Origin of the sequence: Ekhidna sp., assembly GCF_040220215.1 — a bacterium.
Lineage (GTDB): Bacteria > Bacteroidota > Bacteroidia > Cytophagales > Cyclobacteriaceae > Ekhidna.
Window position 1 is genome coordinate 1 of record NZ_JAVJTR010000022.1, and the last position, 24,846, is coordinate 24,846.

Consider the following 24,846-nt stretch of genomic DNA (forward strand, 5'->3'; position numbering starts at 1 on the left):
GGCTGATAGTGGGTTGGAAGCCGTGGAATCTCTTCGAATAAGAAAGACTCCACGCCTTTTTTCCCTCGCACTTCCAACTAAAAAAGGCTCTGAGTGACCTTAGGGTAGGTTTTTTATTGGTTTTATATCGAACTGAGGTTAGAGTTAAGCTCAGATAAAGGGCTTGATTACTAAGGGACTTCCTTTAGATTATCAGTTTCTCATCATAGACTCCCTGCGGGAGTGACTTGCTTCAGTAAAGTTGAGAATAAACCACTAACGTCACAGGGGAAATTGGAAAGACTCAAGGTTCTCTGTTGAAAACTCAATTATCTCTGTGGTAAAAAAGATTAATCGGTATATCTGAATCGTACCATACCCATCGCAACATCTATATCAAAGGATAGCAGATTTTCAGCATTCGCTGAGTAGCTCATATTCACAAACACATTTTTTTCCACTTCTTCAAATCCATCGGCAATTTTTACGGCACAAAGTGGTGAGTCTCTGATTTGAATTCTGACAGGCGTACCATCGCGAGGTAGCAAAATCTCCAGATTCCCAGCACCTACTGATGCATCCACACTGCATTTCTCATTCATCTGCTGATCGAAATCCAGTAGTACATTTCCGAAACCTATTTTCGTAATTACCTTCTTAGCTCGCGTGAGTTCCATTCGTTTGGCTACAATGGATCCAAAATCTGCTTTCACGAAGAAAGTATCCATCTGAATGGGATTCATGTTGCCATCATCATAGCCAACCACAATATCAGCACTACCTGACTTAATTTTTAGTCTTTGGACGGAAGATCCTGTAAGATTAACATCCGCATTTCCAAACCCGTAGATCAGGTTTAGACGATAAATCTTCTTGGCACCTAAGTTGACCTTCCAGAAATCATTGTCTTTGTCGCTTCGGGAAACCGCCATAGAAAAGCTGTCTCCAAACCCGGAAGAGTTATACTCATCCAATACTAGTTTCGAATAGCAGGTGTTGTTTTTGATTTTGCTGGCAAACGAAGGATTGATCTTTTCAAGATCCGGACTACCATAAATAGTTAGAGGGTTGCGATCTGTATCTGATTGTTTAAGTAAACAATTTGCAGCTGTAGCTTTAAGATAAAAGTCAACGGTATCAAACTCCGGTGACTCCTTTATTGTATAGAATTTTGAAAGCTGTGCAAACGCACTCAGACTCATTAGCAGGGACGTGCCTGCTATCATTACCAACCGCAACATGGATTGTTATTACGCAAAGGCTATCGGGATGTTACGTTTCTTCGATCGAATCAGAAAAATTCTTTCATCCGCTCGAAAAAGCTTTTATCTGACTTGCTGGGATCAGGCTGGAAGTTTGGAGAATCTCTTAGCGCTTCCAGCGCTTCTTTTTCCTCAGAGCTTAGCTTTTTAGGTGTCCATACATTCACATGAACGAGCTGATCTCCCTGGCCATATCCTTCCACAGATTTTATCCCTTTACCACGCAAGCGAAGAATTTTTCCACTTTGCGTTCCCGGATCAATCTTAATTTTCACTTTACCGTCTATTGTAGGAACTTCAATTGAAGTTCCTAGTGCCGCATCAATGAAGTTGATATACAGATCGTAAATGACATTGTTGCCATCTCTTTTCAGCGTATCATCTTCTACCTCCTCAACCAATATTAAAAGGTCTCCCGGTATACCACCAGCTACTTCATTTCCTTTTCCGGACATGGACAATTGCATACCGTCGGTAACACCGGCAGGAATCTTAATTGGAATAACTTCTTCCTGTCTTTTTAAACCAGAGCTGTCTACACCGGTCGCTCGGCTTTCTACCGTTTGACCACTGCCTCCACAAGAAGGACATGTAGATGTACTCATCATCTGGCCGAGCATCGTATTCATCACCTTTCGAACCTGACCAGTACCGTTACAGCTAGAGCATGTCTGGAATTTGGTGTCCGGATCAACAACAAGACGATTTACCTTAATTTTTTTCTCAACCCCATGAGCTACCTCTTCGAGGGTCAGCTTCAACTTAATCCGAAGGTTCGTTCCTTTTCTGGTTCTTCTACCACCACGGCCACCACCGCCAAAAAAGCTATCGAAAGGGCTTCCGCCACCACCGCCGAAGATATCGCCAAATTGAGAGAATATGTCCTCCATATTCATACCTCCGCCACTGAAGCCGCCACTGGCTCCACCTACGCCTTGATGACCAAAGCGATCATATCGTTGACGCTTCTCGTCATTGTTCAAAACCTCATAGGCTTCCGCAGCTTCTTTGAACTTCTCCTCTGCTTCCTTATCATCCGGATTTTTGTCAGGGTGATACTTGATGGCAATCTTTCGGTATGCCTTTTTCAGTTCATCCTTACTTGCCGAACGATCAACTCCTAATATTTCGTAATAGTCTCTCTTTGCCATGTTATTGCTTCGCTCCTACAACCACTTTTGCAAATCTCACCACGGATTCTCCGAGGGTATATCCCGGCTCTACCACATCTACAATCTTGCCTTCCAGGTCTTTCTCTGCCGGAATTTGAGTGATCGCCTCATGCATTTCATCATCAAACTCATCACCTTTCTTAACCTCCATTTTCTTAAGGCCTCTATTTTCTAGCGATTTATTGAGCTTGTTTTGGATTAATATCATCCCCTCTCGCAATGCTTTGATATCCTCACTTGAGTCTGATGCCGCCATTGCTCGCTCAAAATCATCCAATACAGGAATGAGGTCTGCCATTAGATCTTTATTAGCAGTGCTTATTAGACCTAGTTTTTCTTTTGAGGTTCTTCTTCTGAAATTTTCGAATTCAGAGTACAGTCGTAGGTATTTATCTTTCGCTTCTCCTAATTGCTCTTCGAGAGTGGGTTCTACAGATTCATCAGAAGTTTCTTTTTCAGACTCTTCCTGATTACTTTCCTCGTCCTTTACTTCACTATCCTTTACCTGAGCGTCCTGCTCCTCTACCACTTCTTCTTGTTCTTTATTCACTTTTTCTTTTGTTTCCTTCATTCTTTCAACATGCTTAAAGACGATCTGAGATTGACAATTTCTTTGCCAATGACCTGTGGTGTGCCAATATGTCAGTCAGTTAACGTGCTCCAGATTTTATCCTTCAACTCCTGAATGCCAAATCCTGTTACACTGGAAATGAATAAGGTCTCAATTTCCGGCAACTCATTCTTCATTTCCTGCATCAATTCATCATCCAGTAAATCAGATTTAGATACAGCTAATAACCTATCCTTATCCATTAATTCAGGATTGTGCTTTTGAAGTTCGCCCATCAGGATATCAAATTCCTTTCGTATATCAGCAGCATCGGCAGGGATTAGAAACAACAAAATAGAGTTTCTTTCGATGTGCCTGAGAAAGCGATTTCCCAGTCCTTTGCCTTCTGCGGCTCCCTCTATGATTCCGGGGATATCCGCCATTACAAACGACTTGTAGTCACGATAGGGCACTACCCCCAGATTTGGAACCAACGTGGTGAAAGGATAATCCGCAATTTCCGGTTTAGCTTCAGAAACCACTGATAGCAGAGTTGATTTACCCGCATTCGGAAAGCCAACTAGCCCAACATCTGCCAGAATTTTTAACTCAAGGATAATCCAGGCTTCTTTTCCTTCAATACCTGGCTGAGCATACCTTGGTGTTTGATTGGTCGGAGTTTTATAGTGAACATTTCCTCTACCACCCATTCCACCGGGAAGAAGTATTTTTTCTTCCCCTTCCTCTAAAATTTCAAGCAATTTCTGGTTGGTTTCCGGGTCCCTGGCTATAGTACCGATCGGCACCTCCAGAATGATGTCTTCTCCGTCTTTGCCGAATTTTCTATTTCCTTCTCCACGTCCTCCATTGTTTGCTGTGATATGTTTTCTGTATTTCAAATGCAGCAAGGTCCACAGCTGGCTATTTCCACGCAGGATGATGTTCCCGCCATGACCTCCGTCACCTCCGTCCGGACCACCTTTAGGAACATGTTTCTCTCTTCGGAAATGTACGGAACCAGCTCCGCCATCACCCGATTTGGCGTAGAATTTTACGTAATCAATGAAGTTGGAATCCATGGCCTTTATACCGCAAGAGCGGAGACCGTTTTGTCAATTTCCTTGGAGATATTTTCAATGTCTCCTATGCCATTAACCGTAACCAGTCGGTCTTGACTCTTATAAAAAGGCAATACATGTACTGTCTTATTGAAATATTCACTAATTCTTTTGTCAAGCTTGTCAGAGGCATCATCCACTCGGTTTTCGAGCTGTTTTCTTTTCGCAATTCGTTGGCGAACTTCGTCTTCCGTAACCTTCAGTTCGATTACCGCATGGATACTGGAATCCAAAGATTCCATCAGATTATCCAAAGCTATTGCCTGATCCACTGTTCGTGGAAAACCGTCGAATAAAAAGCCACTAGCCTCAGGATTTTTTTCAACCTCTTCCTTGAGCATTGCAATGGTAATGTCATCTGAAACCAGCTCGCCATTATTGATAATTTCTTTTACCCTCTGGCCGAGTTCAGTATCGTTTTTTGTATGCCATCTGAAAAGATCGCCGGTCGAGATATGATACAGGTTGTATTTCTCGATAAGTCTTTCACTCTGAGTACCCTTCCCCGCCCCCGGAGGACCAAATAAAATAATATTAAGCATACCTTCAATTTGTAAAAAGCGACAAAGATAAGGGCAAAAATGTTTCGAGCAGTCAGAATTTAAACTAGTATCTGTAAGTTAGCCAACTATTATGGCCACAGCTCTAAAATACTTTACTGTTTACTTCCTGAGTGGGTTAAAATTTGTTTTCGGACCTACGTTTGGGGTGGCTAATGACCTCCCGGTAATAGCTATTATCATTCTAACTGCTTTGGGTATGATGACAACCATCTACCTGTTTACTTTTTTTGGGGATGAGATAAGAGGTTTTATTGGAAGGTTTCGTAAAAACAAAAAGGTATTCTCAAAGAAAAGTCGTCGGTTCGTAAGGATCTGGAGGAAATTTGGTCTTAAAGGCATGTGCCTGCTCACACCACTGATTCTCACCCCTCCGGGTGGTGGTCTGCTTGTGAACTTACTTGGATCAAAGAAAAAATTAATTTTGAAATGGATGTGGATCAGTGCCCTCCTTTGGAGCACCATTATCACATTGGTTATTAAGTATGCCTTCTGGCTTATCGAAGATTTTATTCCGTCCTAATCATTCCGGGTCCGGCTCGTCATCCATGACTTCTATGTCCTGAATTAATACTCGCTTTGAAATAGCTCTTCCTGTTGGAGTTGCCGCCAAGCCTCCCTCAGCAGTTTCTTTATAACGTGCTTCCATGCTTTGACCAACCTCTCCCATCGCATCCACACATTCATCTACAGGGATCACCGGGCTAACATCAGCAATGGCTATCTGAGCGGATGAGTTGGCAATTGCAGCTGCACTTGCATTTCTAACAACACATGGTATCTCGACCAAACCGGCAACCGGATCACAAACCAAACCAAGCATACATTGTATGGTGATAGCTACCGCATTAAACACTTGATCAATATTTCCTCCTAAACAATATGTGATCCCCGCTGAAGCCATTGCTGCTGCAGCCCCCGTTTCGGCCTGACATCCACCAACTGCTCCGGCGATGGAGGCTCTTTTTTCTAATATGAGTGCAACACCCGCTCCAATCAAGAGCGCTTCATAAATCTTTCGATCCTCAATGTGATGAATTTCCTGAAGTGTAACAAGCGTTCCAGGAAGGATTCCGCTTGCTCCCGCAGTTGGTGCTGCCACGACCCGACCCATGCAAGAGTTCACTTCTTTTGCTGCAAGTGCTCTGGCTACTAATTTTTGAAATTCCAGCGATAAAACTGTCGTTGGAAAATTCATCACTTTCTTAGCTCCGTTATTGATCATCCCTGAGTAGGAACTCATTTCCTCGCTTAGTCCGGATTGAACGGCTTCTTTCATTACCTGATATGCCTGATCAATACCAGACCAGATATCTTCTTCTTTCTTGCCTTTTTGATTGATCTCAAAATCAAGAACCGGCTGGTAGAGCGGCATATTATTATCCTCACACTCCTTTTTCCAAGCCTCGAAACTGTTAAATAAAACTGCCATACTCAAAGATACTACTTGTTTGAGCCAATAACTGAAGCTTTTCTACTTGAGTTTCCTTATCGTGCCTATTTTTGCGGCCATGTTGAAAAATGACCTTATTCTAAGAGCAGCCAGAGGTGAGCAGACGGAACGTACTCCAGTGTGGTTGATGAGACAAGCGGGACGAATTCTTCCTGAGTACAGAGCTGTCAGAAATAGCCTCTCCGGGTTTAAGGAGTTGGTAGAAACACCTGAGTTAGCTGCAGAGGTCACTATTCAACCGGTAGATATTTTGGGCGTAGATGCCGCCATCATTTTTTCGGATATTTTGGTTATTCCTGAAGCCATGGGACTTACCTATGAAATGGTGGAGAAAAAGGGGCCTCACTTTCCGAAAACGATAGAAAAAGCCAGCGATTTAGACAAATTGAGAGTTGCTGATTCTAATGACCTCAGCTATGTTTATGAGGCTCTCAAAATCACCAAGAAGGAACTTGCTGGTAAAGTACCATTAATTGGATTCGCAGGAGCTCCGTGGACGATATTTTCTTACATGATTGAAGGTGGTGGGAGTAAGACATTTTCAAAAGCGAGAAGACTACTCTACTCCGATCCTGCAATGGCGGAAAGATTGCTGGATATGATCACCCAATCCACCATTGGCTATCTGAAAAAGCAAGTGGAAGCCGGAGCTGACATGCTTCAAATATTTGATTCCTGGGCAGGAGTACTACCTCCGGAGCATTATTCCAGATTCTCACTCAAATACATTTCACGAATTTGCGATTCAATCGATGAAGTTCCAATAACTGTTTTTGCTAAAGGTGCGTGGTGGGCTCTTCCGGAAATGGCTAACATGAATTGCAGAACTGTAGGTTTAGATTGGAACATGAACGCAGCAGACGCCAGAAAAATACTTACCACCAAAACCCTTCAGGGGAACCTAGATCCATGTGCTTTATATGGAAGTGAAGAGGCTATCAGGAAGGCGACTCAAAATATGCTTGATGATTTTGGTGATCACCCTCATATTGCAAATCTTGGGCATGGTGTTTATCCTGATACAGATCCGGGTAAAGTCAAGTACTTCATAGATTGTGTTAAAGAGCTATCTGCTCACTGATATTTGATATAGACTGCAATCTTTCTTCTTAGCTCACTGGGATCGAAAGGTTTGGTAATATAATCGTTCATTCCGGCAGCAATAACGTCTTGTCTTACTTTCAATAATGCGGATGCTGTCAGTGCTATAATTGGTGTTTTCTCGTCAAATGTTCTGATTTTACGGGTTGCTTTGTACCCATCCATAACCGGCATTTGAAGATCCATTAATACTAAATCGTACTTATTATTTTGCATCATGTCCACAGCTATTGCTCCATTATGAGCAACCTCCACCCTTAACTCCCACTTTTTCAGAAATTTCTCCGCTACCATAATATTCATTTGATTGTCTTCAACCAAAAGAATCTTCTTACCGGTGATAATATTTGTGTCTTCCTCCTCCTGAACTGCTTCGTCCACTTCCTCGTGCAATACTTTCTTGAAGCTCAAGTCAAACCAAAAAATAGTACCCGAACCGGGCTCGCTCTTAACATATATCTCCGAACCAACCATGTTCAAAATTTTACGAATAATAGCTAATCCTAACCCAGTCCCTCCATACTCCCGGGTGGTAGATGATCCCGCTTGAGTAAATCTTTCAAAAATCAGCTTCTGCTTATTATAAGGGATACCAATCCCGGAATCCAATACCTCTATCCTAAGTGTTTCAATTCGCTCATCCTCGCTTAGTAAAGTTGTTTTGAGCTTCACATAGCCCTTAGATGTAAACTTGAGTGCATTATTTATAAGGTTGTTCAGCACCTGATAAATTCTGGTCTGATCCGCATAGACCAAAGGATGCATTTTTTCATCAAGCTCAAGCACCAAACTAATTGCCTTTTCATTAGCCAGTGGCGTGTGCGCTTTAATAATCTTGGCTGCAAGTGTTTTAAGGTTTACTTCAGTAAATTCAAATTCAATTGCCCCGGATTCCAGTTTATTATAATCCAGGATGTCATTTATAAGAGCAGTAAGATGTTCCGCTGAAAACTGTAAAGACTCAAGGCTTTCTTTTTGGTCTTTTCGCGGATTCTCATTGATTAGAAAATGAGAAATACCAACTACAGCATTTAGCGGTGTTCGTATCTCATGTGAGATTGTACTTAAGAAATCTGTTTTTGCTTTTGATGCTGTTTCAGCTGCGTCTTTTGCCTTTTTCAAAGAATGAGCAAAACGATAAGACAGAATAAGTGACTGAAAAAAGAAAAACAGAATAAACCCAATGAATGTCAAAAAGGTATTTTCCTGTACTGGAGTCAGGTAAACAGATATGAGATACACTGCAACCATAAACACAATTCCGGTACTTGCAAATGCATATTGGGCTCCAGTTCTGTTCCGCTTGTAGGCTATCCAATAAACGTAAATGAGATAAAATATGGCTACAATTACAAGAATGAAAAAGGGTTCTACCAACTTGGTGAACACCAAGGTGGGAGCAAAAAGTGATAGCAATGAAAATAGGGCCGCCACGACTGAAAAGCCGAGCAGAATAGTCCGTTTACTATCTTCAGGGTACAGTAAATAGCTATAAATGGTAAATATCCCACAGGGTATAAAGAGTGCGAGATATTCGCTTCTTATGATCAAATTCCATGACATATTAGGATACAATGCATGTATGGCATATTCGCCACTTCCAATCATTCGGTAGCTGAAGGTCAAACAAAACAAGGCGAAAAATAGCACTGACCTTTCATGTTGACCGAACATAAACAGGCCAAGGAAAAATAATCCTCCCATGATCAGACTCCCACTCAAAAGGAAATCATAGCTGAAATCAAAGTCTCTTTTTGCATTAAGAACTCTTCTGTCTCCAATCATAATTGGCTCCCGAACGCCTCCTTTGGTGTGCCTGAAATTTGAGACTTGAAGCACGAGCTCAATGGTATTTCTAAATCGCGCGATTGGAATAACCTGTGGCATCCAGTCTGGTCTGGAGCTAGCTAGATTCTTTCCAACTTTGCCATTACTCCCAATTTCAAATCCGTCGTAGTAGAGTAGATAGGAATTGTATGATTCACCTAAAGAAATGGCCAGCTGAGGGGTTTTAGGCGGCAAAATGATTCTCACCCTGTATGTGGCATAGCCTTGAGCGCTTAATTCAGTGCCACCGGCAGTCACTCCTCCATTCCAAAGCTTCGGAAATTCATAATAATCTTTTTCGAAGAAGCTTATGGAGTCGGGCTTTACAAGTTCTTCCCAGAAAAACTCCCATTCTCCATTCAAAGTAACCGCATTGTCTTTGAGGTCAACTTTGGACAAATCAATAACCCCTTCAATAACTTCCTGGGAAAAGGAGCTCAATGGCATCCATAGGAAAAGGACTAGGGTAATTAGGGTCTTATTCATGGCTGACGACAGCCAAATTAAAGATATTTTTTGAGTATCGGATTTTCTTTCGCTTCCTTATACAATAATTCCTTATCAATTGGGACTGCTCCTGGCATTTCACAAACTATTCCTCCTGCAATGTTTGCCAATTCTGCGGTGAATTCCAACGGAAGTCCTAAGGTGAGACATAAACCAGAGACACTAATTACAGTGTCCCCTGCGCCCAACACCTCTACAATTTTCCTTTGGTGTGCATCCAATTTGCCTGATTCGGTACCAGAGTCATAAAAAAGACCATTTTTTGAAAGCGTTATAAAATAGTTGTCTGCTGCCACATTCGCTTTTAGCTGGCTAGCAGCATTTGCAAGCTCTGTTTCTTCCAGGGCGTTGAATTCGATATCCAGTCCATCCTTTAAGTCAGCCACATTTACCTTGAAAAGCGACACACCCTGATATTTGGTAAAGTTTCTGCGCTTGGGGTCAACCGCTATCGGAATGTTATTCTCTTTGGCCAACCTTATCGTTTCCTCTATCACTTCGGGGTTGATGGTTCCCTTGTCATAGTCCTCGAAAATTACAAGATCACATTCGTCAAGCAAATTCTTGATATGATGCAATAGCGATTTCTGATCCAGGTCAATAAGTGGATGCACATCTTCCCGATCTACCCTTATCAAATGCTGTAAATCGGAAGTAATACGAAGTTTGGTGGTAGTCACCCGATTTTGACTCCTGATTATGCCTTTATTAGGCATATTTTCATATTCGAGCAATCGTTCGAATTCTTCCCCATCAGGATCGTCTCCCACGACAGAACACAAAATTGGGGTCGCTCCCAGCGCTCTAATGTTCATGGCAACATTAGCTGCGCCCCCGAGACGCTTTTCCTGTTTTTCCAGTGTGACCACAGGCACAGGTGCTTCCTTTGATATTTTACTGGCTTTCCCCCTCATGTAGTGGTCGATCATTACATCGCCGACCACAAGAACTGTTTTGTCTTTAAAAGCCTCAAATATTTCTTCAATGGATTTCATTACTATGACAATTTAGCAAGAGACACAGTCATTTGAGCTATCGCCTTCTTCAGTTCTTCTTCTGAAGCGGCATAGGACAATCTCAAGCATTCAGGATCACCAAATGCCTCCCCAGTCACAAGCGAAACCTGAGCATCCTCTAGCAGGAACAAGCAGAGATCATTCACTGTGTCAATTTTTGTCTCACCAAATGATTTTCCTAAATAATATTTCACATTTGGGAAGAAGTAAAAAGCCCCTTGTGGCATATTGACTTCAAAGCCCGGAATTTCCTTTAATAAGTTATAGACTAAAGCCCTACGCTTTTCATAAGCTTTCGCCATATGCTGAGTTGGCTCCATAGAACCTTGGAGGGCCGTAAGCGCTGCTCTTTGCGCAATGGAGCAGTTTCCTGAAGTATACTGCCCCTGCATCTTGTTCGCAGCTTTCGCAATCCAGAGGGGTGCTCCAATATAGCCAACCCTCCATCCGGTCATTGCAAACCCTTTCGAAAATCCATTGACAGTTACCGTTCGCTCAAGCATACCATCTAAAGTCCCGATGCTTTCGTGCTTTGCCCCAAAATTTATTAGTTCATAGATCTCATCCGAGATCACAATGATATCTTTTCTATCGCGAAGTACTTCTGCTATTGCTCCGAGCTCTTCCCTATTAAAAACCGAGCCTGTCGGGTTACACGGTGAGGAAAAAATGATCGCTTTTGTCTTGTCTGTAATCGCTTCTTTGATTTGCTCAGCTGTTGCTTTAAAATCATTTTCTATGGTTCCGCTGACAAAAACCGGCTCACCTTCAGCCAGCAGAATCATAGCTGAATAGCTAACCCAATAAGGTGTTAGCACAATAACCTCATCTCCAGGATTAAGTATGGCCATAAACACATTGGCAATCGATTGTTTGGCTCCATTGGACACTACAATCTGATCCGCGCCGTATGAAAGGCCATTGTCTCGTTGGAATTTCTCAGAAATAGCTTTGCGCAAATCCAGATATCCGTTTACAGGAGGATATGCAAAGTAGTCTTCTGACCTGATCGCCTTTATCGCTCCTTCCTGAATATGCTCAGGAGTCTTGAAATCCGGTTCCCCCAGACTTAAGCTGATTACCTCGATACCTTTTTCCTTCATCTCTCGGGCTTTGGCCGCCATGGCCAGTGTGGCTGATTCAGGTATGCTTTTAATGCGATTGGAAAGTGCGGTCATTGGAATATTTTTTGGCAAAAATAGAAAGGAAGAGCCAACTCTACATGGTCAGCTCTTCCTTAAAAATATCTTAGAAAAAAGGGCTAATTTTAACCCTCTTCGTTTGCTGATTTATCCAGATTGAAAAGCAAGGAAATTCGCAAGGTGTCGGCTAATGGATGATTCTGCCCTTTTGGAATCAAGTAAGAAAAGTCAAATCCAAATATCTGGTACCTGAAACCAGCTCCTACCGTAAAGTACTTTCTATCTCCTTTATTCTTATGCTCAGAGAAGTATCCGGCTCTAGCAGCAAATATGTCCCTATACCAATATTCCGCACCTACCGAGTAGGTTAACTCCTGTATTTCTTCCTGAAAGCCTCTTGGTGCATCCCCGAACGAGCCAAATGTTCCCGATAAAAGCGGACGATCCGGATCCTTTCCTTTTGCAATGACCTTATTCCCATTACCATCGGTTACGAAATCGCCATTTTCATCCGTCTCGTAGATCGGTGGAGAAGGCACCATCAATTTATTAATATCAAAAGCCAGGGTAATTGTATTGTATGGATCTAAATTGGTTTTGAATGCTGATCCTAAACGCAAATTAGCGGGGATAAAGTTTTCGTTGCTCTCAGCACTATATGTGATCTTCTGTCCAATATTTGAAATATGTGCGCCCATAGATAATTCTGAGTTCCTCCCGGACAGCATAAATGGCTTTGTATAATACCATCCTAAGTCAACCGCGACCGACGTACCAGCCCGTGCCTCAGGAGCACCGGTAATATTTCCGGCCAGGTTTGACCAAATAAACCTTAGAGTGACCCCAACACTCATGTTTTCAGATAGCTTTCGTGAATAGGTCCCATCTAATGCTAATTCATTTGGATTCTCAATACCCTGAAAAAATGCCTGGTCATTGTACAACTGAATCTCACCTAAATCGAAGTATCTAAAAGATGCCCCAAAAGATTGAGTCTGATCAACTTTTTTATAGAAAGAGAGATAATTCAGCGACATATCATCAACAATGTTACCAAGCCATGGGGAGTATGAAAATGCAAAACCCATATCTGTCTCGATAAACGCCAGTTTAGCATTGTTCCAATGGATACTATTTGCATCCGGGGAGGTCGCTACGCCAACATCACCCATGGCTGACGCCCGGCTATCCGGTGCAAAACTTAGAAAAGGCACTGCTACTGTTATCGGATTCCTTAAGCTGTCCTGACCAGAAATAAACGATGACTGCCCGAAAGATTGGACAGAGGCAACAACAAGAAGGATTGCGAATATCTTCTTCTCAAGATGATTCATTCGAATGATTTTATAAAAGGATGCCAAACTTAACATTATCAGGTGAATACCAATTAAAATTTTAAATAAAACTGACGATTTCCAACACTAAAACTTGATCAATTAACAATAACGAGCTTTTGAGTAATTTCTTTCATTGTACCATCAAGTCCGCTTTGAATAATTAATCTGGAATAATAAACCCCCTGCCTCAGAGCTTCCCCAGCATTAGTCTGGGCGCTCCATGGAAGTTCGATATGGCGTTGACTATTCTCAAAAATCACATTTTGCTCACTCATTACTTTTCCGTGAGCATTATATATCAACAAAGAAATATGTAAATCTTCATCTTCCCGATCATGCTCAAACGAAAATGTTGTTGAGCCTGAGACAGGATTTGGATATACGATAGGGTTATACACAAAAAGCAAAGGTTCATCTGTAACCCGAAACGAAATTTCAGTCTCCGAAGCATTGTTATGGGTATCCCAAACTTTTAAAGTCGCTTTATAGATTCCTGGTGTTAAATCCTGGAAAGGGTAGGTAATTGTGCCACTTTTATACTCATCCGGATCGGCTGTATAAAAATCGTTGAGGTTTATAATATCATCACCCATTCTCAAAGTAATCCCCTGAACTACACCACTTCTTGTCGTTGTAATGCCACTTTCATCTTCCACTCTCGCAATCAACAATGGAGAATCACCCACCACCTCACCATTCTTAAAAGAAGGATCATTCATGTATGCGGTTAGAACAGGGGCTTCATTATCTGTTGATGGATTAGAAATTGTTCCTCCGATTACAAAATCGCGAGAAGAACCGCCCGCATCAATGTTGCTGATTTCATCCCAGGCATAGAAACTCATTTTCCCTTTTTGATATTGATAGGAAATATTCTTAGGTACTACAAATGATATGGAGAACCTCCCTTCCTCAACAATGGCTTCTCCTCTGAAAAGTGCGTTGCTTCTTAGCATATAAGTATAAGGTGTGCTTTCCTGTCCTTTGGTTTTAAAAGCCTGCTTCACATCATAGATGGCTACCACAAGTCTGCCATTAAAACCCGATTGCAACGCTCCTCCACTTTGGATTTCACCGGTAAAATCGACCTCCTCAAGTGCGCTTAATGTGTCAAGACTATTTCCTGCTTGATTGATTACAATATCGAGTTTCGGATAGGATGGCATCATCATCGGATCACCCAACAAAGTGAAATTTCGATTGACCGGCCCCTCAAGTCCTTCATTTTTTGTCAGCCGGATAACATCCCCAAGCCTTAAGTTTTGCCCTGACTCCTTCCTGAAAATGTTTTCATGAAAGGCTTGGTTTAAACTGAAGTTGGTGCTTGCAAAAACCGGCCTGCTGGTAGTTAGCAATGCAATTCCCCCACCTTGCTTCAAAAGGAGGAGCTCTTCTGCACCTGAAACTCCGATGGGATCATCATATCGTCCGAACTCGCATGTTGCAGTGACAAAAATTGGAAGTTTATTTCTGTTGGTGAGCTCTTCAATATCAGCTTTGGTCAAAATTTCTTCCTCCATCCATAAGCGTTCATTGCCGTGACCGATAAAATTTACTAGAAAGGTGCCGTTTTTAATTTTGGTTTTTAGCGCTGCGCTAGCCTGAGGGGATTTCTCAGAGGATCCTGATGCTTCCTGCACAAAAGAATCTAATAAAATCTTGTTGATATTGTATTGGGCATAAGTGGTATCAATAAGCTCGGACAAATCTTCAATGTGTCTGGCGTGTATATTTCCATCACCGTCATCCCCAACATAGGTCATTTCACCACGCCATTTCCCAAGCGTGTTTGGACTGGTAGAATAATAAATGATTTTATCGACCATCGTTTTGGCTTCTTCCGGTGTTTTTGCCGGAAGCCTTCCAACACCTATTTCCAGTGTATGATCTCCTGAATTGGACTCAATCCATTCCCCTTCATCATCCTCAAAGAAACCAAAGTAATCGTCTGAGGAATAGCTAAAAATAGGATGAAGGCTTTCCCGGGATTCATATGTTGGAACATAATTGGTATTGTTCGCCAGCCTGTCTTTATAGTCATAAGAGCAATCACCAAAAAGCAGGAGATACTTCAAACTGCCACCATTTTCATAAACATATCTTGCATAATCCCTTATTGCCGTCACATCTTGCCTCCCGGAAGAAAATTCATTAAACACTTCGTGTGTGGTGGCCACTTGAATATTCAAATCGTCATGATCTTTATGAAACTGAGCTAGTAGTTTTGCTTCTGTCTTGAAAAGAGGATTTGTTACTATGATACCATCAAAATTGGTTGAACCTCTTAAATCCTGATTTGGTACTGTTCCAAATATGAAAGGAGTATGAAAATCTGAGCCTTCAAATACCACAAACTCCTCTATTTGACTGCTTTGACCCTTAAAAACGGCCTTACCACCGATCACAGAAAACTGCTGCTCCTTAATGCCAGTTGGATCTGTGACATCCCAAATGGTTGCAGCTGATGCTCCAGCTACTTCATATTGTAAAAGTTCTCCCACATTGTCCAAATGTCTAAAATCCGTTTCGTTACCAAAGAGTCTGAGTTCTCTTGAAAAAGTCATGGTATAGAAATCTATGTAGCCTCTTTCGCCTGATGCATTCCCATCAAATTCAACCAATAGATCAAACGTTGAAATTTGAGGTATTTCGAATGTGTCGGTTTCTTGACGTGCCTTTATGCTGTAAGTCGTACCCGGTCCATCCGGCACAGCATCTATCGCTATTGATCCAATTATGTCAGAACCAGCTCTGATGTTGAAGGTAGCATCTTCATTGGATTGACTTACTACGCTAAAAGTAAGATCAATGCTTGAGTTCAATCCGTCGATTTGATGAGAAAAAGTTTCTGTTTCACCACTATTAATGGTCTCTCCGTACCACCGCCTTCCCGAAGAGATAAGATTTTTTTTATCTTCTTCAAATACAATGTGATCGGAAAAAGAAGTAATAGTAGCACTTGCTGAGCCATCCAGGCTTGTCTTTGAAGTAATTCGCTTGCCATTTGCACCATCAATCCTAATAAAGTAGAATGAGGTGTCGGAGTAAACATTATGCTCATATTCAAATCCTTCATTGGTCCAAACTTCTTTGTGAGGCCCTACTCCGTAAAAGAGGATATAATCGTTTTGATCAAAAGACCCGTCTCCTTCTCCTGTAATATATATAGCATTTTCAATTAAATCTTCCGGCCTTGATTTGCTGTTGAGTTGGGGTAGCACCCCTTTTACTCCGTTTCCATAAATTTTGATTTTCTGAGGATTTACCGACCCAGGCACACCTAATACATCCAGCGTGCTTCTATCTATTTTGTAAATTCCTGTTTCGGTGATCCCAACCTTATACCAACTTCCTTCTGAAAGCACAGATGATTGTGCCATCAATAATTGGATGCTGAAAAATGAGGCCAAAAAGAGAATTTTACTCTTCATCGATATGATAAACGCCTGCTTCACCTTAAAAATTCTATTTGTACTTACCTGTCACAAAGGAAATGACGGATACCATTATGTAAAGTGGGATCAAATAAGGCACAAATGTCCATTGAAAGACACCTAACAAAACGATAATTGATCCTATTAAAATCCATCTGGCTTCATTGCCTTTCCATCCTGGAGAGGAAAATTTTAGAGCGATCAGTCTCAAAGGAGATACAAGCAGTAATGAAGAAAACAGACAGATACTTATTAGGGTATATTCATAGAGCTCAAATGGAACGAAAATTAATGAAGTCAGCATAATAGCGTTTGCCGGGGTAGGCAACCCTTTGAAGTTATCCGACTGGGTTTCATCAACGTTAAATACAGCAAGCCTAACTGCTGAGAACACTGCTATGATCAATGCTATCCAGAAAAAATCTGAAATTTCCTGCAGCCATTGAAGCATGAAAAATGATGGCAATAAGCCAAATGAAACTAAATCTGCCAAGGAGTCGAGTTGTTTCCCGATTTCGGATTTCACTTTCAGCAAGCGGGCAGCAAATCCATCCAGAAAATCAAATAAGCCTGAAGCAATTACAAAATAAAAGGCTTCAGGTGCTCTTCCGGTCAAAGTGAAGTAGATTCCAACACATCCTATAACAAGGTTCAGACATGTAAGGAAATTTGGGATATGTTTTTTCATTTCATCCTTTTACAAACGGATTATACTGTTTTTCATGTCCGATGGTGGTGGAAGGGCCATGTCCGGGGAGTACCTCAACATCAGTTGGTAAAGTGTAAACCTTTTCCTGAATGTTTCGAAGAAGGTCATCGTGATTGCCCCCTGGAAGATCTGTTCGCCCGATGCTTTCCCTAAACAACACATCACCTCCGATAATAACCTTTTCCGCTTCTATATAAAATATGAGATGACCGGGCGAATGCCCCGGAACCTCAATCAATTTCATTACCACTTCATCGAGTACCAGGTCCTCACCTTCTTTGAGATAACTGTCCACTTCTGCATGTCTGTAGCCTGCCATACCCCACTGAGGTGCGTAAGCAGGTACCGAGTCAAAAACTTCTCTTTCATTTTTAGGGATTCTTAGCGGCACTTTGTACACAGCCTTCAATGCATCATTTCCCAGCACATGATCTATATGGCAGTGTGTATTAATAATTGCCTGAACCTTAAGATCATTGAGGTGAATATATTCTTTTAGCTCACTCAACTCATAATCTTCATAACATCCCGGATCAAAAATGAGACAATTTCCTTTTTCAGAGGATAGTACATAAGTATTCTCATAGAACGGATTGAATACGAAAGATTTTATCTGCATCTGTTTAGTTTTATGCCTTGAGAGTGCAAAAGTAAGGTGCGAAAAATAAAGGTTGATTATATCATTGTGGGGCAGGGACTTGCCGGCTCATGGTTAGCATTTGAAATGCTGTCAAGGGATTTGTCTGTTGCGATATTTGATGAGGATAAATTGGAAACCTCATCCAAAAAAGCCGCTGGAATTTACAATCCAATAACCGGTCGGCAAATGGTTAAAACATGGAGGGCTGATGAGTTTTTTAGTAAACTGGAAATCAACTATTCCTTGCTGGAAAAAAAACTAGGATCAAGATTCCTTCATCCTATCCCAATTTATCGCCCATTCAAAACAATCGAAGATCAAAATGATTGGGAGGGCAAGGCAGCTGATGAAATTTTTTTGAGTTACTTAAAAGAGTTTCGAACCAGTAGTATTGGATATCATGAAATACACGATCCTCTTGGTGGAATTGTTCTGAATAAGTCTGGTTACGTAGACATTCCAACTATGTTAATGGCTATGAAGGCCTTCCTGATGAATAAGGGAATATACCGCGCCGAGGTGTTTAATTATGATAAGATTGAGTTGAAACCAAAGTCAGTAACGTACGATAACCTGGAGGCCAAAAAAATCATTTTTTGTGAAGGATCTTTGCCAAAAAATCCATTTTGGGACCTACCATTTCGTCCGGTCAGGGGGGAGATAATTGATATTGAAATAGATGGGTTGGATGCTAAACATATCATCAATCAAGGTGTTTTTATGATTCCAAAGAATGATCGATTCACTGTTGGTTCTACTTACGATCATAATAATTTAACATTCGAGCCACAGGAATCAGGAATTAAATCATTGGAAGATCGGTTGAAAAAGTTGTTTGCAGGCGAATATAGAATCATTGAAAAAAGAGCTGGTGTGAGGCCAGCCACTCATGATAGAAAACCGTATATTGGTTTACACAGTGTGTATAAAACTTTAGGTATTTTTAATGGTTTTGGCACGAAAGGTGTTTCTTTAACACCTCATTTCGCAAAACATTTTATTGATGTTTTACAAGGTAAAAGTGAGCTAGACGAAGAAGTAAATGTTCAAAGGGCTATTTAAATATTTTTTTTCTGTTTTTATGGTGATCAGTACGGTCTATGGTCAGCACTACACCACTCCTTTTGGTCAAAACAGAATACAGTATAAAAAATTCGACTGGTACTATTACAGCACCAATAACTTTGATATTTACTACTATCCGGGCGGTCAGGAATATGCGCTGGAAGCCATTGACTTTCTGGAAGATGAATTCGTCGAGCTTACGGACAAACTGGGCTATGCACCGTACAGCAAAACCAAAATATTCATTTACAACTCCATACATGATTTGCAGCAAAGTAATGTGGGCATTGACGGAGCTGTATACACAATAGGTGGAAGGACGGAATTTGTGAAACTTCAGTTGGAAGTTGCTTATCCGGGGCAAGCCAATCAGTTCAAAGAAAACCTTATATATAAGCTCTCCAGCACGCTTATTAATGATATGATGTATGGTGGAAGTCTGGCCGAAATTTTTCAAAATAGCTACCTGCTAACGCTTCCTGACTGGTTTATTGATGGAGCAGCCCGTTACCTCGCCTATGGTTGGTCCAGGGAAATGGATGATTACCTGCGTGATTATATGGGTAGGAAGAAAATCAAAAAACTGAAGCGAATTGATGGTGAGTCAGCGGTAATCGTGGGACAAAGTATATGGAACTATATAGCGGTAAAGTATGGCGAAGGGAACATTTCGAACATTCTTAATCTGACCCGGATCATCCGAAAAGAGGAAAATAGTATCGCAAATACACTCGGTGTTTCTTTTAAAACATTTCTGGATAACTGGCAAAATTACTACCTTCTACAGCGTCTGGAAGTAGAGGAGAACTATCTCAAGGTTGATGAAGAAAGGTTACTTAAAGATATTAAAAACTCCAAAGAGCTGATTACAAGCAGTATTAGCTTCAACAAGGATGCGGACAAGGTAGGCTATGCTTTATTAAAAAACGGAAAATATCAGATATACGTAACAGACCTTGAAACAGGTGGTACCAAAAAAATAACAAGCGGAGGTTATCGAATCAACGGACAAGATGTGGATACACATCTACCACTTCTTGATTGGCAGGATGAATACACTTTAGGTGTCATCTTATTTAAAAGAGGCTTCCTATATCTCAATACTTTCAATGTAGCCACCGGTGAGAAGGGGCAGAAACCACTCAATAGATTCAGGCAAGTTGAAAGTTTCTCATTTAATGACAATGGAAGGTTAGCAGTTATTTCCGGCGATATCGATGGGCAAAATGATGTTTTCTTAATCGCAATGAATAGAAATGCCTTGCGGAGAATTACGCGCGACATTTATGATGATCTTGATCCTGTCTTTGTGCCGGGAACTGCGGCCATCGTGTTTAGCTCAAACCGGGCAAGTGACTCAGTTAATGTAACTGATGTACCACTGGAAACACTTGATGATAACTTCAACCTATTCGTATATGACCTGGATACTACAACTACTAACTTTTATAGGTTAACAAATACCTATGGGGAAGATCGAAAGCCATATGCCAAAAACATCAATGAGGTTTATTACCTGAGTGATCAACAGGGTATTTCCAACCTATACCTCTATAACCTTTATGATTCAATCACCACACAAATCACCAATTTTGATAAGAGTATTATTAGCTATGATCTTCATTTCAACCCGGATCGGCTGACCTATATAATGTTAGGAGAGGGTGAAAAAAGGGTTTACCTGGACACCATTACAAATCTTCGTACCAGTAAATTCACCACTGAAACCCCACGAAAAAGAAGAGAGAATGCAGTCCGCGTGGTTTCCAGAGTGCTGAGAAATGCAGAAAATAATAAGCCTGCAAAAGTTGAAGAAAAAGATGAAATAGATACGGATGATTTTGTGTTTGAAGATGAACTTGAAGAATCTGATAGCACTGCCACAGATGATCCTAACTGGATAGATACAGATAATTATGTTTTCGAAGATGAATCAGAAACTTCGTTTGCTCCGGAATCATTCTTTAGCAAATATCAAAGCTTTGAGCAGGAAAATGAGCGTGTCGGCCCAATTCCATACAACCCTAAATTCCAATTCAACAATGTAATAACCTCTTTCCTGTGGGATCCCTATCGAAACTTCATGATGTTCATGGAAACAGAGATCAACGACATCCTTGAAAACTACAAAATAAAAGGTGGGGCATTGATGAAAACGGACTTCAAACAAGGTGACCTTTTTGCGGAATTTCAATACCTCAAGTACTGGATGGACTTTAAGGTAAGGTTGGATCGAAAAACTTATATCCTGGAAAATCAAGACAACTCGTTCCGTCACAAGTACAAACTGAACCGCTTCAAACTAACAAGTGCTGTTCCAATAACACATACATTCAGGGTGGAAGCTTCTCCTTTTTTTACAGAAACATCTTTTACTAACCTCAATTATTTGAGCGTCACCGGTCAATCGAATGAACTGGCCAAAAATAGTCGTGAGCAATACGTTGGGGGTAGCTTTTCATTGATTTTTGACAATACTATCGAACGGTCATTCAACCTCTACCAGGGAACCAGGGCACTCTTTGAATATACCACCCATTTTCATACAGAAAATTCAAATATGAATTTCAGCAAGTTGAGGTTGGACATCAGACATTATCAAAAAATTCACCGTGAAATAACCTGGGCGAATCGTTTGTTGTATGGTAAGCAAATGGGGCCTGCAAGAAAAGATTACATGCTGGGCGGTATGGATAATTGGCTTTTTGCTTCTTCAGACATTCAAGGCGAGCAGGATCCACTGGCAATTACCAATAATCAGGACAATAGTGACATCCTATTTAATGAGTTTGTCACCAATCTACGAGGTTTGGATTACAATGAGGCGTATGGTTCGGATGTGCTAGTTTTCAATAGTGAACTCAGGGTTCCATTGTTCCAATACCTCACCAATGGCCCAATCAAATCTAACTTTTTGAGAAATTTCCAACTCATCAGCTTCGTTGATGTGGGCTCTGTCTGGACTGGTCCTCCACCATTCAAAGATGGTCGCCCAATTACCCGAAAATTTGAAGGCAATCCTTTCACCGGTGAAATTGTGAAATTTCAGAATCCGTGGCTAGGTGGATATGGCTATGGTTTAAGAACTGTCCTACTTGGCTACTACATCAAATTTGATGCTGCCAGGCCATATCTGGATGGAGAAATAGAAGATTATAGATTTTATTTCACCCTTGGTCTAGACTTTTAGTCCAAAGATTACCTTTGCAGCCATGCAACAATCCATGACAGGTTATGGTCGCGATGAACGCACCAGCCAGAACCTCCTGATCAAAACGGAGATAAAAGCCCTAAACAGCAAATTTTTAGACTTTTCCCCACGATTTCCAAAGGAGCTTTCTTCACTGGAAGGAGAAATCAGAAACAAAATCACCGATCAACTAAAGCGAGGAAAAGTAATGCTTTCTATAGAGCTTGAGATAGCCGGAGAGGGAGCCTTGGATGTAGAAGTTGATGAAATTCGGTTCAAAGCCTTTCACAACAAGTTTAAAGAGCTGGCAAAGGCTGTAAATGGAGAGGATAGCGATCTTGTTAAGTTGGCCATTCAAGCACCTGATGTAATTAAACAGCAGGAAATAGACCCTGAAGCACTTCCTAAAAAAGATATACTTGCGAGCCTGCAAGCCTCTATTGATCAATGTATTGATTTCAGAAAAAATGAAGGAAATGCATTAGCGGAAAAGCTATCCGAGTACATACAAAACATTCGTCAGGGATTGAAAAATGTGGAAGAAAATGATGGGAGCAGGTCCGAGAATATCCGAACAAGGATTCAGAAAAACCTGGATGAGATTAGAGATAAAGTACAAGTTGATGAAAATCGTTTTGAGCAGGAGTTGATCTTCTACATGGAGAGATTAGATATCTCAGAAGAAAAGGTGAGGTTAAAACAACATCTTGATTATTTTGATGAAGTCATCAGGAGTGAAGAGGCTGCCGGGAAAAAATTAGGATTTATTTCACAGGAGATTGGTCGGGAAATAAACACCATCGGGTCTAAAGCTAATCATGCGGAAATACAGCGTACCGTGGTGATGATGAAAGACGAGCTTGAGAAGGTCAAGGAGCAGAATTTGAATATTCTCTAAGTTAAAACTCTGTCAGGGTTTTGAACCCTGACAGAGCTATTTCTTATCGGATAGAAAATTCCACCTTTGTTTGATCCCAGGCAAGAATAACGTCACCGCTTTTTTCAATGTCAATAGTAAGCATTTCTACCACGGCATCTGTTGAAGTAGGCTTTACTTTCACTCGGAGTACGTCATCAGCTTCTTTGTATTCGTAAGCGCCCCAGCCATCCCATTTTTTATTGAATATGATGGTCCACTCATCTTCACCCGGAATAGTGAAAAGTCCATATTTCCCTGCCGCAAGAGTTTCACCTTCTACTTCCACGTCTTTGGAAACTTCAATCCAGGTAGATTCATTTGCGCCTGTTCTCCATACTTTACCGTACTCTTCCATACCTCCGAAAACATCACGTCCTCTTTTGGATGGACTGCTGTAATCAATGGTGATTTTCGTTCCGTTCACTTCCTGCGAAACTTGCACCGGAGGACTTTTTCTTTTGCTTTTATCCTTCTGAGCAGTTGCAGAAAAAGTCAGTAGCACGCTCATCGCTAAAAGAGAAAAAACTTTCAATGTTTTCATAGTTTATGCTTTTTTGGGTTAATGTTCTTATGGATTATCCAATTAAGAGTTGAATTTGTTTCCTTATCCACGGAAATGGAAGATTTTTGTTCATGGAAATTGTCAGTTTATTTTCTGATTTTTCTCAGTGTCACCATCGATACATCGACGAATTCAACCTATACATGGAAGAAGGTTCCAACAAAAAGCAGAATTGCTTAACTTTCTTTAAAAATCCTAACCTTATGAAATATGTACTGGGAGTTGCCGTAGTAGTCCTGCTGATTTTGGTTACCATCCTTTATCAATCAAAATCAGAAGTGAGCAAAGAATTTAGACCCCTGGTAAAGGCGGTCGATTATAAAGTAAGACACATTGACCAAAACCACCGGGTAAGCATTATCGAAGATGATTTCGTTTCGGCTGATTCAGTATACAAAGTGCGAGGGTACTTTAATGAAGGCCGGTTGATGAAACTGGTAGGCATCATCAAAACGCCACATTTTGAGCGTGATGATTATTTCTATTTTGAAAATGAAAAACCGATTTTCTCCGGACACATGATCAACTTCATGGATGACCGTTTGGCTGAAGAGTTTAAATACTATTATCAGGATGGGAGCATTGTGGAGAGTCTGTTCTGGAAGGATTATTACGAACCAGGCAAACGTTTTCCGCATGAAACTTTCAAAGAGTTTGATCCTAATATGGACAGCCTGATAAATGAGGAAAAAACACGAATGGCATTTTTCCTTTCTAAACTAGAGGAGGAAGGATTTGAACTCAAGCACATTAACGAAAATCTGGAAGCGAATAGCAATCGATGACCATAGAAGAAGCACAGGGTGTTGTAGACGAATGGATAAAAACAAAGGGAGTGCGCTACTTCAATGAGCTGACTAACATGGCGATGCTTACCGAAGAAGTGGGTGAGCTGGCCCGAATTATTGTACGAACGTACGGCGAACAATCCTTCAAAGAATCGGACAAAAACAGGGACCTGGGAGATGAGATGGCTGATGTGCTATGGGTACTCATCTGCCTGGCCAACCAAACAGGGGTAGATCTAACGGAGGCCCTTAAGAAAAATCTGGATAAAAAGAATTTACGGGATGGAACCAGACATCAGGAAAATGATAAGTTGAAATAAATGATTCTCGAGGACGATTCAAACTTTAAAAAGTCAAAGCGAGCAGTATCCATCACAGCCTCAATTGCTTTATTTATGATAATTACAGACCTTCCCTTAGAAGATGTGAATTTTGGGGTAGTAAAATTTAATCTGAAAGGATCGTTAGGGATATATTGGTTTCTTTTTGGGATTTTAGTTTATCAAATATTCATT

The 24,846-nt window shown here is 41.1% G+C and carries 21 protein-coding genes; 7 read left to right on the forward strand and 14 right to left on the reverse strand.

Annotated features, from left to right (window positions below; genetic code table 11):
- Positions 1–329: 329 nt before the first annotated feature.
- The 5 genes from RIC88_RS14980 to RIC88_RS15000 all read right to left on the reverse strand — a co-directional run bounded on the left by RIC88_RS14980 (position 330) and on the right by RIC88_RS15000 (position 4,623).
- A complete protein-coding gene (locus RIC88_RS14980) occupies positions 330–1,220 on the reverse strand; it encodes a hypothetical protein (protein ID WP_350218370.1) in 891 nt (296 codons plus the stop codon).
- Between the two features lie 50 nt (positions 1,221–1,270).
- Positions 1,271–2,392 (reverse strand): molecular chaperone DnaJ, encoded by a 1,122-nt coding sequence (gene dnaJ / locus RIC88_RS14985; RefSeq protein WP_350218371.1) that lies wholly within the window; start codon positions 2,390–2,392, stop codon positions 1,271–1,273.
- 1 nt (position 2,393) lies between these two features.
- Positions 2,394–2,984, reverse strand: coding sequence for a nucleotide exchange factor GrpE (locus RIC88_RS14990; protein ID WP_350218372.1), 591 nt, complete (start codon positions 2,982–2,984; stop codon positions 2,394–2,396).
- A 71-nt stretch (positions 2,985–3,055) separates the two neighbouring features.
- Positions 3,056–4,042, reverse strand: a complete 987-nt coding sequence (obgE, locus tag RIC88_RS14995; RefSeq protein WP_350218373.1) for a GTPase ObgE — start codon at positions 4,040–4,042, stop codon at positions 3,056–3,058.
- A gap of 5 nt (positions 4,043–4,047) precedes the next feature.
- Complete coding sequence (locus RIC88_RS15000; RefSeq protein ID WP_350218374.1) at positions 4,048–4,623, reverse strand: adenylate kinase; 576 nt, start codon at positions 4,621–4,623, stop codon at positions 4,048–4,050.
- Between the two features lie 91 nt (positions 4,624–4,714).
- Between RIC88_RS15000 and RIC88_RS15005 the strand changes: the two genes are divergently transcribed.
- Positions 4,715–5,164 carry a hypothetical protein gene (locus RIC88_RS15005; RefSeq protein WP_350218375.1) on the forward strand — a complete coding sequence of 150 codons (450 nt, stop codon included), beginning with the start codon at positions 4,715–4,717 and terminating at the stop codon, positions 5,162–5,164.
- Here the strand turns inward: RIC88_RS15005 and sdaAA are convergent, their stop codons facing one another.
- Positions 5,165–6,073 carry an L-serine ammonia-lyase, iron-sulfur-dependent, subunit alpha gene (gene sdaAA / locus RIC88_RS15010; protein ID WP_350218376.1) on the reverse strand — a complete coding sequence of 303 codons (909 nt, stop codon included), beginning with the start codon at positions 6,071–6,073 and terminating at the stop codon, positions 5,165–5,167. It lies immediately after the preceding gene.
- Positions 6,074–6,152: 79 nt separating this feature from the next.
- Between sdaAA and hemE the strand changes: the two genes are divergently transcribed.
- The gene (hemE, locus tag RIC88_RS15015; RefSeq protein WP_350218482.1) at positions 6,153–7,175 is read left to right on the forward strand and encodes a uroporphyrinogen decarboxylase; all 1,023 of its coding nucleotides are present in this window, start codon (positions 6,153–6,155) and stop codon (positions 7,173–7,175) included.
- On the opposite strand, the gene RIC88_RS15020 is transcribed toward hemE, so the two are convergent.
- The 7 genes from RIC88_RS15020 to RIC88_RS15050 form a co-directional block, all read right to left on the reverse strand.
- The gene (locus tag RIC88_RS15020) at positions 7,169–9,508 is read right to left on the reverse strand and encodes a response regulator (RefSeq protein WP_350218377.1); all 2,340 of its coding nucleotides are present in this window, start codon (positions 9,506–9,508) and stop codon (positions 7,169–7,171) included. The genes hemE and RIC88_RS15020 overlap by 7 nt on opposite strands.
- Positions 9,509–9,525: 17 nt before the next feature.
- Positions 9,526–10,524, reverse strand: coding sequence for a bifunctional heptose 7-phosphate kinase/heptose 1-phosphate adenyltransferase (locus tag RIC88_RS15025; RefSeq protein WP_350218378.1), 999 nt, complete (start codon positions 10,522–10,524; stop codon positions 9,526–9,528).
- Between the two features lie 2 nt (positions 10,525–10,526).
- On the reverse strand, positions 10,527–11,723 hold the full coding sequence (locus RIC88_RS15030) for a pyridoxal phosphate-dependent aminotransferase (protein WP_350218379.1): 1,197 nt from the start codon (positions 11,721–11,723) through the stop codon (positions 10,527–10,529).
- A gap of 89 nt (positions 11,724–11,812) precedes the next feature.
- Positions 11,813–13,021 (reverse strand): type IX secretion system outer membrane channel protein PorV, encoded by a 1,209-nt coding sequence (gene porV / locus RIC88_RS15035; RefSeq protein ID WP_350218380.1) that lies wholly within the window; start codon positions 13,019–13,021, stop codon positions 11,813–11,815.
- Between the two features lie 98 nt (positions 13,022–13,119).
- On the reverse strand, positions 13,120–16,455 hold the full coding sequence (porU, locus tag RIC88_RS15040; protein ID WP_350218381.1) for a type IX secretion system sortase PorU: 3,336 nt from the start codon (positions 16,453–16,455) through the stop codon (positions 13,120–13,122).
- A gap of 34 nt (positions 16,456–16,489) precedes the next feature.
- Complete coding sequence (gene pssA / locus RIC88_RS15045) at positions 16,490–17,146, reverse strand: CDP-diacylglycerol--serine O-phosphatidyltransferase (protein ID WP_350218382.1); 657 nt, start codon at positions 17,144–17,146, stop codon at positions 16,490–16,492.
- A gap of 1 nt (position 17,147) precedes the next feature.
- A complete protein-coding gene (locus tag RIC88_RS15050; RefSeq protein ID WP_350218383.1) occupies positions 17,148–17,786 on the reverse strand; it encodes an MBL fold metallo-hydrolase in 639 nt (212 codons plus the stop codon).
- A gap of 36 nt (positions 17,787–17,822) precedes the next feature.
- Between RIC88_RS15050 and RIC88_RS15055 the strand changes: the two genes are divergently transcribed.
- Genes RIC88_RS15055 through RIC88_RS15065 form a run of 3 tightly spaced genes read left to right on the forward strand, consistent with a single transcriptional unit; the run spans position 17,823 to position 22,960 of the window.
- Positions 17,823–18,869: an NAD(P)/FAD-dependent oxidoreductase gene (locus tag RIC88_RS15055; RefSeq protein WP_350218384.1), complete on the forward strand. Its 1,047-nt coding sequence runs from the start codon at positions 17,823–17,825 to the stop codon at positions 18,867–18,869.
- Positions 18,850–22,062 (forward strand): translocation protein TolB, encoded by a 3,213-nt coding sequence (locus RIC88_RS15060; RefSeq protein WP_350218385.1) that lies wholly within the window; start codon positions 18,850–18,852, stop codon positions 22,060–22,062. Before RIC88_RS15055 ends, RIC88_RS15060 begins: the two co-directional genes overlap by 20 nt.
- Positions 22,063–22,084: 22 nt before the next feature.
- Positions 22,085–22,960, forward strand: coding sequence for a YicC/YloC family endoribonuclease (locus tag RIC88_RS15065; RefSeq protein WP_350218386.1), 876 nt, complete (start codon positions 22,085–22,087; stop codon positions 22,958–22,960).
- Positions 22,961–23,003: 43 nt separating this feature from the next.
- Here RIC88_RS15065 and RIC88_RS15070 read toward each other — a convergent pair whose 3' ends face one another.
- A complete protein-coding gene (locus RIC88_RS15070) occupies positions 23,004–23,522 on the reverse strand; it encodes a DUF2911 domain-containing protein (protein ID WP_350218387.1) in 519 nt (172 codons plus the stop codon).
- Positions 23,523–23,746: 224 nt separating this feature from the next.
- Here RIC88_RS15070 and RIC88_RS15075 point away from each other — a divergent pair, with 224 nt between their 5' ends.
- Together RIC88_RS15075 and RIC88_RS15080 are read left to right on the forward strand one after the other, a co-directional pair.
- Positions 23,747–24,328 carry a hypothetical protein gene (locus RIC88_RS15075; protein ID WP_350218388.1) on the forward strand — a complete coding sequence of 194 codons (582 nt, stop codon included), beginning with the start codon at positions 23,747–23,749 and terminating at the stop codon, positions 24,326–24,328.
- Positions 24,325–24,651: a nucleotide pyrophosphohydrolase gene (locus RIC88_RS15080; RefSeq protein ID WP_350218389.1), complete on the forward strand. Its 327-nt coding sequence runs from the start codon at positions 24,325–24,327 to the stop codon at positions 24,649–24,651. The genes RIC88_RS15075 and RIC88_RS15080 overlap by 4 nt, the downstream gene beginning before the upstream one ends.
- The last annotated feature ends 195 nt before the right edge of the window (positions 24,652–24,846 follow it).

Bases quoted from the DNA above. Each gene is read 5' to 3' on its own strand.
- RIC88_RS15060 (WP_350218385.1), top strand. From the start codon at position 18,850: ATGTTCAAAGGGCTATTTAAATATTTTTTTTCTGTTTTTATGGTGATC.
- porV (WP_350218380.1), bottom strand. From the start codon at position 13,021: ATGAATCATCTTGAGAAGAAGATATTCGCAATCCTTCTTGTTGTTGCC.
- RIC88_RS15070 (WP_350218387.1), bottom strand. From the start codon at position 23,522: ATGAAAACATTGAAAGTTTTTTCTCTTTTAGCGATGAGCGTGCTACTG.
- sdaAA (WP_350218376.1), bottom strand. From the start codon at position 6,073: ATGGCAGTTTTATTTAACAGTTTCGAGGCTTGGAAAAAGGAGTGTGAG.
- RIC88_RS15025 (WP_350218378.1), bottom strand. From the start codon at position 10,524: ATGAAATCCATTGAAGAAATATTTGAGGCTTTTAAAGACAAAACAGTT.
- hemE (WP_350218482.1), top strand. From the start codon at position 6,153: ATGTTGAAAAATGACCTTATTCTAAGAGCAGCCAGAGGTGAGCAGACG.
- RIC88_RS14980 (WP_350218370.1), bottom strand. From the start codon at position 1,220: ATGTTGCGGTTGGTAATGATAGCAGGCACGTCCCTGCTAATGAGTCTG.
- RIC88_RS15065 (WP_350218386.1), top strand. From the start codon at position 22,085: ATGCAACAATCCATGACAGGTTATGGTCGCGATGAACGCACCAGCCAG.
- obgE (WP_350218373.1), bottom strand. From the start codon at position 4,042: ATGGATTCCAACTTCATTGATTACGTAAAATTCTACGCCAAATCGGGT.
- pssA (WP_350218382.1), bottom strand. From the start codon at position 17,146: ATGAAAAAACATATCCCAAATTTCCTTACATGTCTGAACCTTGTTATA.
- RIC88_RS15000 (WP_350218374.1), bottom strand. From the start codon at position 4,623: ATGCTTAATATTATTTTATTTGGTCCTCCGGGGGCGGGGAAGGGTACT.
- RIC88_RS14990 (WP_350218372.1), bottom strand. From the start codon at position 2,984: ATGAAGGAAACAAAAGAAAAAGTGAATAAAGAACAAGAAGAAGTGGTA.
- RIC88_RS15080 (WP_350218389.1), top strand. From the start codon at position 24,325: ATGACCATAGAAGAAGCACAGGGTGTTGTAGACGAATGGATAAAAACA.
- RIC88_RS15030 (WP_350218379.1), bottom strand. From the start codon at position 11,723: ATGACCGCACTTTCCAATCGCATTAAAAGCATACCTGAATCAGCCACA.
- RIC88_RS15020 (WP_350218377.1), bottom strand. From the start codon at position 9,508: ATGAATAAGACCCTAATTACCCTAGTCCTTTTCCTATGGATGCCATTG.
- porU (WP_350218381.1), bottom strand. From the start codon at position 16,455: ATGAAGAGTAAAATTCTCTTTTTGGCCTCATTTTTCAGCATCCAATTA.
- dnaJ (WP_350218371.1), bottom strand. From the start codon at position 2,392: ATGGCAAAGAGAGACTATTACGAAATATTAGGAGTTGATCGTTCGGCA.
- RIC88_RS15050 (WP_350218383.1), bottom strand. From the start codon at position 17,786: ATGCAGATAAAATCTTTCGTATTCAATCCGTTCTATGAGAATACTTAT.
- RIC88_RS15075 (WP_350218388.1), top strand. From the start codon at position 23,747: ATGAAATATGTACTGGGAGTTGCCGTAGTAGTCCTGCTGATTTTGGTT.
- RIC88_RS15005 (WP_350218375.1), top strand. From the start codon at position 4,715: ATGGCCACAGCTCTAAAATACTTTACTGTTTACTTCCTGAGTGGGTTA.